General features: G+C 43.5%; 9 protein-coding genes. 3 read left to right on the top strand and 6 right to left on the bottom strand.

The window, feature by feature from the left end; genetic code table 11:
• Positions 1–55: 55 nt before the first annotated feature.
• Together LGT40_RS01400 and LGT40_RS01395 are read right to left on the bottom strand one after the other, a co-directional pair.
• On the bottom strand, positions 56–673 hold the full coding sequence (locus LGT40_RS01400; protein ID WP_226070012.1) for a nucleotidyltransferase family protein: 618 nt from the start codon (positions 671–673) through the stop codon (positions 56–58).
• A gap of 410 nt (positions 674–1083) precedes the next feature.
• Positions 1084–1650 (bottom strand): CGNR zinc finger domain-containing protein, encoded by a 567-nt coding sequence (locus LGT40_RS01395; RefSeq protein ID WP_226070013.1) that lies wholly within the window; start codon positions 1648–1650, stop codon positions 1084–1086.
• 104 nt (positions 1651–1754) lie between these two features.
• Here LGT40_RS01395 and LGT40_RS01390 point away from each other — a divergent pair, with 104 nt between their 5' ends.
• Together LGT40_RS01390 and LGT40_RS01385 are read left to right on the top strand one after the other, a co-directional pair.
• The gene (locus tag LGT40_RS01390; RefSeq protein WP_226070015.1) at positions 1755–2927 is read left to right on the top strand and encodes an alpha/beta fold hydrolase; all 1173 of its coding nucleotides are present in this window, start codon (positions 1755–1757) and stop codon (positions 2925–2927) included.
• Positions 2928–3561: 634 nt separating this feature from the next.
• Positions 3562–5964, top strand: coding sequence for a hypothetical protein (locus LGT40_RS01385; protein WP_226070016.1), 2403 nt, complete (start codon positions 3562–3564; stop codon positions 5962–5964).
• 495 nt (positions 5965–6459) lie between these two features.
• Here the strand turns inward: LGT40_RS01385 and LGT40_RS01380 are convergent, their stop codons facing one another.
• Together LGT40_RS01380 and LGT40_RS16530 are read right to left on the bottom strand one after the other, a co-directional pair.
• Positions 6460–6714: a hypothetical protein gene (locus tag LGT40_RS01380; RefSeq protein WP_226070017.1), complete on the bottom strand. Its 255-nt coding sequence runs from the start codon at positions 6712–6714 to the stop codon at positions 6460–6462.
• 1010 nt (positions 6715–7724) lie between these two features.
• On the bottom strand, positions 7725–7856 hold the full coding sequence (locus tag LGT40_RS16530) for a recombinase family protein (RefSeq protein ID WP_226070018.1): 132 nt from the start codon (positions 7854–7856) through the stop codon (positions 7725–7727).
• A gap of 123 nt (positions 7857–7979) precedes the next feature.
• Between LGT40_RS16530 and LGT40_RS01370 the strand changes: the two genes are divergently transcribed.
• A protein-coding gene (locus LGT40_RS01370; protein ID WP_226070019.1) for an IS3 family transposase occupies positions 7980–9142 on the top strand; the annotation gives its coding sequence in 2 pieces (ribosomal slippage) (positions 7980–8235 and positions 8235–9142; 1164 coding nt in all).
• A gap of 3 nt (positions 9143–9145) precedes the next feature.
• On the opposite strand, the gene LGT40_RS01365 is transcribed toward LGT40_RS01370, so the two are convergent.
• Entirely contained in the window at positions 9146–9694 is a 549-nt protein-coding gene (locus LGT40_RS01365) for a recombinase family protein (protein WP_226070020.1), read from the bottom strand.
• 759 nt (positions 9695–10453) lie between these two features.
• Positions 10454–11839 carry a DUF6538 domain-containing protein gene (locus tag LGT40_RS16315; protein WP_226070021.1) on the bottom strand — a complete coding sequence of 462 codons (1386 nt, stop codon included), beginning with the start codon at positions 11837–11839 and terminating at the stop codon, positions 10454–10456.
• Positions 11840–12031: the final 192 nt, after the last annotated feature.

Below are 12031 nucleotides of genomic sequence, written 5' to 3'. Positions count from 1 at the left end.
GCATTTTCAGCCGCCTTATCCTGATGAAAAAGGCAGCTATCTTGCCTCAGGTGGATCAGTTTTGAACCGTTGCTAATGGATCATCTTTACACCGTTGGGTCGGAACCCGTGTTACAGATGCAAGGTTTTTTGTCACTATTGACCTGGCCCCGCTGTCACCAGTCAGTGAAAGTAATTGTTGCTGATATTGTTTTGAGAAACCGACAGGATGACCTCGTTGTTTATCCCTTACCGGCAAAGCGATTTCTGAACCATTCATTAACGCCAGATAGACTGCCTCAATTACGTTCACCGGTATAAATGGCATATCCGCAAGCCCGATGACCCAGCCATCTGAATAAATCGTGCTTTTCACACCTAAAGCGATCGAATGACCCATACCAAGTTGAGCGTTTTGAGATTCTGCCAAGCGAATACGCAAAGCATTAGAGCTTGATTTTAGATAATGATGAAGTTCCACATGGTCAGCGCGAACGAGGAGCGTGACACGTTCAAACACCTGTAACCAGTTGTGCAGCACGTGATCAATGAGGGGACATTTTTTATCTTTGATAGTCATCTCGACCAGTAATTTGTCTTCACCGAATCTCGATGAACGGCCGGCCGCCAAAAGCAACGCCTCAATCTGTGTTCTTCTCTTGTGCATTTTTCTGTCTAAGTCATGTTTTGTCATAAATCTGTTCATCCAGATTCAATGCTTTACTCAGAACACACGCATTCGTTTTGCCAATAAGTTTTATTGAATCAATACAGACCACAAAATCTTCACGTCCTGCAGCTCAAAGCAGTCAGTGCCGCCAAACCTCTTAAATACAATCGCTTTCATTTCAGGATCTCTCTGTGACGTTAAGAGATTGGATATGTGACCCGTGAAAGTCTCTTACAACACTTACCTTAGCTAAACACCACCGCTTATTATTGGATGACTGTCTGATGTTGGGATCATTTTGTGATGAATGATGAATGCTGTGGCCAACAGGCACACTTTTATCTGGTTTGTCAGCTGACTGACACCCATTGGATTAGTGATGTGTGGCGAGTCCCTCAGGCAAAGTTATTTCTAAAGCCTGCCAATTAATTAGGTTAAGATTTTGTCTTTTGATAGTGTTTGGACACCTTCGCCCTATTTCCGCAGATATCCATACTGCACCATCTGCGTTTATGACTGCGAGAGTTATCGACAAACATCAACACACAATCAGGATTTAAACAGCGCTTAAGGTGTAAGCGTTGATCGCTGGCCAGTAAGTTAGCTAATTCATATGCGAACAAGCCAATAAGGTCTGCCGTTGAGCTGTAGTTTTTATGATTATTTAGTTGATACCCCTCAGAGGACACCTCAAGCTGATAATGCGTTTTATAGTTCTTCAAGTAGTCATTAAACGATGTAATGGACACTTCATCCAAGCGTTCATCATCAATAATCTGATTAAGCGCGTGTCTTGCCTTCGCTCTGAATTGAAGCAGTTCATCTAGCTCAACACCCTGCCTTAAATCCGCTTCAATATTGGCTTGCTCCAGCCATTCCATCACATCATTCTCAGACCTGAGTAAATCAATTAATCCACCTTTCCCTTTGACTTCAGTGTTTATGAAATCAATGCTCAGGTTGTTACCCACAAATATGTAGTTATGTTTTTCGTTATTCATATAACCACTATACACGCATTTGACAGGTTAGTTAAGCGCTGATAAATTATAACCTGTATAAACAATTTATACAGGTTAGTTTTATCTAAAAACTGGAGATGACAATGAATAAATACATATTGAGCAGATACAACCTGAACCTTTCTTGGATTACTGCAAAGTCAAGATTGGAAAATCTTTTAAGAGCAGGAGGAGGCAACTATAGCAACGAGAGTATGGAGTCGGACTTTTTGTTGCGAAATGGTAATTCAGTACTTTCGAATGTGAACCATGGAGCGATGAAATGGCTGACAAAGGCTAGAAAACTGATGAAGCGTCTACCGCTTATATTATTATTGACGCCGCATTTGGCGTTAGCCGCGCAAGTGGAAGCTAAAGACATGTCCAATGGCTCTGCTTCTGATAACTCAGCCGTGAGTTATGGCCATGAAACAGTAGAGGGACTAGAGATCTTTTACCGGGAAGCCGGCGATAAAAACAAACCCGTTATAGTATTGCTTCATGGATTTCCAGCTTCGTCACATATGTACAGGGATGTCCTGGCTGGACTGGCGGAAGATTATTATTTGATTGCGCCTGACTATCCTGGCTTTGGTAATAGCAGCTTTCCTGATCCTGAAACTTTTGACTACACATTTGATAATCTCGCCCGTGTCATGGAACTGTTTTTGGAGCAAAAAGGTATTGATCGGTTTTCAATGATGATTCAGGACTACGGCGCACCTGTTGGTTTCAGGCTGGCTGTTAAGCATCCTGAACGTATTCAAGCCATCATTACGCAAAATGGTAATGCATATAAAGAAGGTTTGTCGGTTGAAGGTTGGGGACCGATATTCGATTACTGGAAACAAAAAACGCCAGAACTGGAAACCACTATTGCTGAAAATGTTTTCACGTTTGAGGGAATGAAATGGCAATTTACTCACGGCACTCGTGAACCAGAAACCATCCTTCCGGATAGCTGGGTACTTGCTTATGCAAACCTTGCTAAGCCAGGACAAACACGGGTCCAATTGGACTTGTTTTATGATTACCAGAACAATGTACTTAAGTATCCCGAATGGCAAAGTTATCTACGAACGCATCAACCTCCTGTCTTGGTTGTATGGGGTAAACATGATGCCTTCTTCCCTGAAGCAGGTGCTGAGGGGTTCAAGAAAGACGTTGAAGACCTAGATTATAATATTCTGGACACGGGCCACTTCGCTTTAGAGGAAGAGGCTCCGTTTATAATTAGTAAAATCCGAGAATTTCTCTCTTCGAGAAATATTCGATAGTACATTTACTTAACAATAACGCGATTCTTTTCAATTCGTGGGCAGGGTTTTCCCTGCCCATTTTTATATAAGAATAGGGTTAGTCTTACGAATTACAGATTCCCCACCTCGCTTGCTCACCTAACCCCGCTTGAAGTCTATGGGCCATAGTTACTGTGGATTGAATCGTTCGCTACCGTTCTTCATGCAAGCGACCTTCTACATACTTATGAAGGATGCTGGTAACAAGGTGGCCCGCTGCAACTCACCATCATCGAACGCGTCTAGGATGTCCTGCTCTTCTTTATCCAGTCTGCTCATTTCAGATCTTCCGAATAAGTTTAAATTGCTTTGTGGTTTGGAACGCCTTTTGGTTTGGATTTACTGAACACCAGTAGTGATTACTAATAAACGATACAACAACATTCCTGCTTTTCACATGTTTATTAACTAACTACTTGCCGTAAACGATCATGGTTACAACAAGCTTGGGCATAAGCACCTTCGAAGTATTTTTTATTGGGTCAATTGTCCTAAATTTTATGGTAGATTGGATATGCTTAAATGGTATAGGTACGATCTCATGACTTTTAAAATTGCGATTTAAAAGGGGTCGTCAATTTTGACAGATTGCACACCTTCCATCGCAGAGCCCTTGATTGCTTCTAGTGATGTAATAGCCGGTATTGGTGTGGCTCCTCGCCATCTTTTAGCAGCATGTTTAGCACTATTTGATGACTCTGCGCTTAAACGTCGATTAGCGACCAAATATGATTTGCTTCTTGCCAAATCAGATCCTCATAGTAAGTCTGAATTAGAGACAGATCCTTTAACTTCTCTTCATGGCCGAATTGATTTCTGGCAAAAAAGCTCCCATTCAAATAACGCTTTAAGGGTCATTTTGTGGATGTACCTCCGTGAAGCATTTAGTGTTCCGGCTCAAACATTTGCATCCTACCGAAGTGCAATGACAGCCTGTGATGATGTTGTGGCTACTGCTTTACTATCATTGAAACCAGGATTTTTCGCCCGTATAAAACAACCTCTGTCGGAGGAAGAAATATACGAGCCTGCAACATTGGACTCACTAGCTCGCACCACTTTGGATGAAATGCTGTCCAATGTATTAAATGGACAAGATCCACAAAGCGAAAAAGCGCGTGAAGCCATGCTTTCAGAAACTAGGAAGCAATTGGAAAACTTGGATCCTATCAGCCGCTCTAAACTGCTGGATGCTGTAGGCGCTGATAGCATAAATGATGCTGCAATCCGTAATATCCTGCTTACAGGAGGTGGTTTGGCAGCTTTTGGAACGAGCGTCAGTATGGCAGGCTTTTCGGCCTATATCTTAGCCGCTCAAGCCTCCGCCTTTATTCCACTCGTAAGCGGTCCAGCGCTGGTGTCATTTGTCGCCGTGCTTTCCAATCCAATCACAATAATCGGCACAACATTGGGAATCGGCTGGTGGGTAACACATGCAACAAATGATAAGGTTCGCTTTGCAGTAGGTGTCCGTGTTTTGTCGTTACTTTCACTCTATGGTCTGCAAGGCAGAGAAGATGGCATTCGCATCATGCTGAATGCATTCTCTGAGCTAAAACACCTCCATCAGGCAGGAGATCTGAATAACAAGGTGCTTAAACGATACCAATCTGATTGGGAATGTATCGAGCATGCCAGGAAAGATATTTTTGAATTAAATCCAAATGTCGCCACCATCATGGCGCATAACGCCGGCACAAAATCTAAAGCTGAAGGTGTTCTTGAATTTCTAAATGCTGATGAGCTCGAGCGTCGAAACGCCGCGATACTCACACTAATGACACTTGGTGACATAACCTATAATGCATTCAACATCGACCCATCAGTACTTGAAGCCGCAGACTTTGCTCGCAGTGAAGTATTAAATGACCCTATTGCTTTTGCTGCGTTTGCAGAAAGAATTGAGTCGATGGCCCCCAATGCTCACCTTGGATCCATTAATAATATTAAAGGATACGTTTCTGAGCGTGTGGCGGCCTCACAGCTTGTTGCAAATGGACACATTGTGCAATTTCCTGAAACCTCAAACGAAGCTGGTTGGGATATCTCGGTCGATGGCATCAAATTCCAGGTAAAAGATGTCAGTGATTTATATGCACTGCAAAATCACTTCGACAAAGGCTACGATTACCCTGTTATCGCAAACGCAGAAATTGCAGTGCAATTATCTGAACAAACTGATTCAGATCTTCCCGAGTGGTCAGATAAAATTCATTTCGTTGAAGGCTACAGTAACGAGGTAGTTGAGCATGTTACTCGAACATCGATCCAATCAGGTGACGGCATACTGAATCCAGATATCCCGTTGTTTGCCCTCATGTTAACCGGTATTCGAAACTTGAGCCGCATGCGTCGAGGTGAAGTGGCTGGTAACCAAGCTTTCCAAGAAATATTGCTAGAAGGCAGCACAAGAGCTGGTTTAGCGGCTGCAGGAGGCTATGCAGGTAGTAGCATTGGTCTGCTGGTATTTGGTCCTGCCGGCGCGCTTGTGATGGGGGGAGTTATACCCATACTTAGCCAAATGCAATCGAGTCGCCTGAGAGGCGAAATGGATAAATGGATTCAAGGTAGTCCTTACCTTCATTGGTCTACAGAGTTTCGGATCGCTGTTGATAAACTCATCACAAAGGCAGAGGGTGTTATTAAATCAAAAGCTGAGGAAATGAAAGAACGTCGTAATCGAGTCAGTGGAGACGATGTCGCTTCAGAATATGTTCGCTGGCGTTTGAGCCAAGACATTTGTTTTTTGCGTGAGGCTTGGTATCGTCTTCGTGCCATTCGGAAAGACGCTTCACCAGTTGAGACAGTCAGTATCAATCTTATGAACTGGTTGAGTAAGAGTACCATCCATCCAGCGGCCTATCAGGCTGAACTAAAAAATCTTTCTGTGGTTTTCCATAATAGACCATCCGTCGCTGATCGGCTGACCGATGCCAGTACAAAGGCTTATCAGTCGACTGAAAAATGGCTTGGAAACACGTTGAGAAATTTCTCAAACAAAAAATCTGGACTTTAAATCCTAATTCTGAAAATTCATTTTATTGATTAGCGCCGCTGCTTTTCATTGATAGCGATCTACGCCCAATTTTTTGTATTTTCTAAATTAGTTAACCGAACGAACTGGTACATTGAGTGGTACATAAATTGGTACATAGTGCTTGCATTTAATTCAAAACACGTTAATATAGTTTTTGAAAGTCATCGTTATGTTGTTGTTTTTAGATAATATTTGGTGATTTTGTCAAGAGTACAAATTGGAGTCATGCGAGTTCGATTCTCGCCCTCGGTACCAACAATACACACAGAACGTAACAGGCTGAAAGTAAACAACTTTTGGTCTGTCTCGTTTTCTCATGAGTGAAACCTTTGAGTGAAACTTTTGGACTCAAATTTACCTTCACACAAATAATCTACTGATATCTAGCAGTTGTTAATGCTGGCACCCTTCAGTACGAATTCAGAAAGCATTGATTAATTACTCTTCAACGCTGTCTCCTATACACGACAGATATTACTGAGTCTTATTTTGTTCTTCTTGTCGCTGCTTCTCTAAAAGATGGTAAATCTGCTCAGCATAATAATCGTCAACTTCATCAATTCGCCGTTGGATTTTCCCTTCAATTAAACCCGCAATCAAACTCAGTGCGAACAAAACAGCAGTAGTAATACCAACCGTAGCCCACTCAACTGCGTCAAAAAGTGCCGCAACAATTAAGCACACAATTACCAAGTTAAAGAAAAAACCCAATCTTTTAGCTACCGACATACAGAAGTCCTTGTACATAATTAATTGAAACGGAGTTTACAAGATACATTACGTTCATTAAGACTGTCATGTTTAGGCAATTAAAATACAATCCAGCTGGTCATTCAACTAACACATTGAGTTAACAACTATTATTTTTCTCGCAGATTACACCATAGAACCATCTCATAAGATCCTGTGTGATCCACTGCTGGGTTTTCTGCATGATGAATACCCGATACTAGCTGTCATAAATTTCAGACGCTCAGATGGCTTCATATTAGTTCGACATTGATTAAAACACCGATATGTTTGACTTCGAAAAGACTAGATACAGCCCACCTCACGACCACACAAAATATTGATAATCATCCATTCCACAGAAGACCATCAGCGAGAATGATCCTAAATGGATCTGTGCGATCCGCTGAGAGGACTTTACCATGACAGATACCCGAAAGTACCTGCCATGGTCTTACAAGCGCTCAGACGGCCTTCTATGGGGTCGACACAATTAAGCGACCATCCAAGCATGTTCTGGAGTGAGTGAGTTTACTTACTACTAGAGTTTAACTACTAGAGATAACTAAAGATGGACTACTAGTATCTTTCAGTAAGACCTACAGTAAGTCTTTCAGAAAGTCTTTCTGTTAGTTATTACTATGTGATGTAAAGGTAAGATTATCTTATAGAGACATCTTAAGAGTGTCTTATAGTTAATCTTTCAGTCCCTTCCTTAGCAGTGAGGGAGCATTAATAGTCCCACATATGGACACATACACCCATGACACTAACCAATCCAGATTATCAGAGGGTTTATACAGAGGGAAGCTATTGAGTACCTTATGTCTCCCAACAAGAGGAGAAACAACCCATGACAATCACACTTCACACCTTCACCATTGAACTCAGAAGAACACACTTCTACATGTCCTTAAGCGGATGGTTCGGGCTATGCCTGTCTGCTGATGGGCTGATGGTGGATAACGGAAAGCCTTACTGATGGACAACGGCAAGGGGCTTGCTGGTGGTTAATGCATGTTTAACCGCTTGAGAAGGTTAGATACTGTCGACTGATGCCACTGCCCGCCCCTTGCAGTTAATATCCCCCGCTGGTTCAAAGCTGATGCAATCCCTCGTGCGCTGGTAGTTCCTGCCTGCATAAGTGCATCCAAAGTATCCCTAAGCGACCCAGCAAACTTATCGGCTTGATTCCTTACAGTGTAGTGGTTTACTGATCCCGGACACCATTTTAGGAGGTAATATGACCTCCGAAGAGGTGTTCAATGACAAAACAAAGAAGAAGTTTTACTCCCGAGTTCAAGCTGGAGGCAGCCAGCCTGGTTGTCGACCAGAACTACAGCGTTCCAGAGGCCTGTCAGGCCCTCGGTGTGGGTGAGTCGGCTCTGCGTCGCTGGGTTAAACAGTTACAAGCTGAACGAGGTGGACATACACCTGCTTCTAAAGCGCTAACGCCAGAACAGCAGCGTATTCAGGAACTGGAAGCGCGGGTTAAACGCCTGGAGCAGGAAAAAACCATATTAAAAAAGGCTACCGCTCTCTTAATGTCGGACGAGCTCGGCTCTACACGCTGATAGAGCAATTGAGAGAGCACGGTAAGCTGAGCCTGGTTTGCTCACTATTTGGTGTTGGCCTGAGTAGCTTTTATGACAGGCAGAAACGCCGGACACAGCCTGATGTGAAGCGACTCCAACTACGCTCCAAGGTGAATGAGCTATTTACAAAAAGCCGGGGCAGCGCTGGCAGTCGCACGATTGTCGGCATGCTACGGGACGAAGCGATAGAGATTGGCCGCTTCAAGGTCAGACGGCTGATGTCTGAGCTGGGACTGATTTGCAAACAGCCTGGCCCCCATGCCTATAAGCAGGCGACTGTTGAAAGGCCGGATATACCCAATGTGCTTAATCGGGAATTTGAGCCTGACCGAGCGAATCAAATCTGGTGTGGAGACATTACCTATATCTGGACAGGTAATCGCTGGCATTACCTTGCCGCCGTGCTGGATTTATATACGCGTCGCGTAGTTGGCTGGGCTATGTCAGCGAGGCCAGATGCAGACTTGGCCGTCAAAGCACTGGGTATGGCGTATGAGTCACGGGGTAAACCACAGAATGTGTTGTTCCACAGCGACCAGGGCAGCCAATATAGCTCACGAAAATACCGACAACGGTTATGGCGTTACCGCATGACACAAAGCATGAGCCGTCGAGGTAACTGCTGGGATAACGCGCCAATGGAGCGGTTGTTTCGGAGCTTTAAGGCTGAGTGGCTGCCGAGACTGGGCTACAGCAACTTAACTGAAGCAATGCGTGATGTGAGTTATTACCTGATGGATTATTACAACTGGCAACGGCCACATCAATTCAACGATGGATGTCCTCCTGCAAAGGCGGAAGATCTGTCTAAATCCGTGTCCGGAATTAGTTGACCACTACACAGCGACCACAGCTTCAATATTACCTCGCCCGCGTAAGTGTTCAGCTCCATTAGGATTCCCCAGCCGTAAAGCTTCGGCTTCTTCAAGTCGCCCCTGAGCGATTAACTCCTTTCGTTCATGATCCAGCTGTGCTTTTTTCTGTTGGAGAGCTTCTTTTGTACGCTTACTGATTGCTTCTCGCTCCTGCTGGGCAACCATTGCCATGATACCCACTGTCAGGTTATTTGCCTCAGGCATATCAGCCGCGACAAACTTAACGCCTTCCTCTTGCAGAGTTAACAGGAAGTGAGCATTTCGGGATAACCTGTCCAGCTTAGCAATCACAAGGACAGCACCTGTCAGCTTGCAATGCTTGAGTGCTTCGGTGAGTCGTGGCCTGTCTTTCTTCTTGCCTGACTCCACCTCGACGTATTCATCCAACACAACACCGTTGCTACCTGTAAGATAACGCTTAATGGCTTCCCGCTGAGCATCCATCCCGAGACCTGACCGGCCCTGTTTATCGGTTGAAACCCGCAGATAACTAATGAACTTATCAGGCATAACAAATCTCCCTAACGAACGTTTGGCTATTATGTTATATCGAAGGGGCTTTATTTCTCAAGAAGTCCTATTGCTGGGAATGTGGATAGACGGATTAGCGCAACCATTACCTTTAGGTAATTAAATTTCCTTAATAATCATTAACTTACACAATTAATGCCTCTGCCAGATAATCTACATTTAACCCATAAGCGCATGAATTAAAAGATAATTATGAGCAACCTATAATAATCTTGCCAATGATATGGTTGCGTCTCCCCTTGCATAAACCCAATATCATGTGGGACATTAACGTACCAACCACAAGCTGTTGTGGTTTTGGAGATAAAACAATGCTCGATATATTCGATCAATGGGAATGTATAAAAGAAAAAGCCACAGGTGCGACAACACCCGTGGCCTTTAGCGATAGCAGGGTTTTGAACGGCCCCTGTTATCACTTATGTACACTGCTAGACACAGTACAGTCATTGTACCCACAGTGTTCACATATAGTAAACAAGTCGTTCACTTACTAAAGTGAGAGGTATTTACATGATTTGCCAATGTAATGGTACAAGACATGTACGTGTATCGGCACATACTCGTGAACGTTTCGGGAGAACCGAAGATGTTTGTGCGTATTGTCGTAATTTTCCTAGTTAGGTAACTCAGGGTGGGAGGTTGAGACAAGATAGCCTCCCACCATTCTTCAAGCCGATGGGGGTAAATCATCACCCTACATGTATGCAAATAGGCTTTCAGAAATTTATAACATTTTTAACCATACGAGATATCGTAAACCTCGATAAGCGTCTGTTTTATTACCTCTTCAATACCATCCCCGTAACGAATTAACGCGACCTCCTCCAGTAACTGTTCACTTTTGAGTCCATCACTATATCTCGCGTAAGTGATCCCTGTTGGTTTATGACCCAAGCTCCTTGCTGCTCGGTCTTGGCTGATGTCTGCTCGCTCACACGCTCCTGCAACGGCTCTTCTAGTAGAATGAAAGTCTACCTCTTGCGATATGCCCAGCTTATTCCTGAGCCTACCCATCTTCGTACCAAGATTTTTGTATCTATTATTATCAAGCTGAGCGATAGAAAGCCCCTTGATTAAGTAACCATCAGCTCCAGCTTCTTTTCTGAGCTTGGTAATCAAAGGTTGAATGATGGGGTGAACAGGTACTTCTCTAATTGAGTTTCGGTTTTTTGCTTCGTCAATCTGTAAGAACCTTTCTGAGGGACTGTTGGATTTCAATTCAGCTATCTCTCTACCACGCATACCGGTATAAAGTGCAATAACGAACAGTTCCAGAACACGCCTATCCTTCTTAGCCTCTTTGAGAAACAGTTTTATTTCATCAGGTCCCCATTCCCGTTTACCTCTCTTACCAATATGACGCTTTGGTATTGTGCGCGACATTCCATCAAACGGATTAATATGGGCCAGTCCACGTCCTTCAGCCCATTTAAACAATGTACTCAATCCGGAAACTGTATCTCTGATTGATTTATCAGATAACAAGCGTTTGGTTTTCTTTGAGACTTTTCTGCACAGGTACTCAACATAGCGTCCTGCATCTTTCTTTTTGATGTGAGTTACCGGAATGCTTTTACCAATCCAAGCCGCAAACTCTTCCAGCTCCTGCCGCTTTTCATTGAGGGTCGCTTCCCTGATTACTGGTCGCCTCTCATCGAGATACTTATCGATTATTTCTTCAAGAGTTGCCTCATCTGGGTTATTTAGCAAAGCCCAAAGCGATCCGAGACGCTCTTTTTCAGATGGGCTTATAGATTCTGGTAGATGGTCAACAGCTATACCCCAAAACTCATCTGGCTCAAACTCCCCAAATGGATAATCAATCTCACCTCTTTTATAGGCTCTGAATTGTTCAACATAAGCTTCAACAGATTTAATCGGACTGGAGGCATCCAGTGCTTTAGGGATGTTACCGCCTCTCAATATTTCAAACTCTTGTTCATACTTAACAACTAATTTTCGAGCAGCTTTACATGCTTCGACCTTATCTCGAGTCTTCAGGGTTGGTTCAAGATACTCTTTCGGTTTTCCATTGCTTGATAAATAGTACTGTCTTAAGTCTTTCGGTACTCGTAGATTGAGGTAATAGCCTTCCTTCTTTTTATTAATATAATTTGACACCTAAACACCCCCATGAGTGAAACCAATGAGTGAAACCTTAACGCGGCTAAAGGCTTAAATCAAGGGGCTTAAGGGGTTTACAGATACTGTTAATTCGAGTCTCGCCCTCGGTACCAACATTAAACCTGCTATATCAATAGGTTTATCCAGAATATTAAAGCCCCATCAGCCTTGCTGGTGGGGCTTTTTTTT

The sequence above is a fragment of the Methylophaga pinxianii genome (genome assembly GCF_020447225.1).
Lineage (GTDB): Bacteria > Pseudomonadota > Gammaproteobacteria > Nitrosococcales > Methylophagaceae > Methylophaga > Methylophaga pinxianii.
This window is presented reverse-complemented; position numbering and strand designations above follow the sequence as displayed.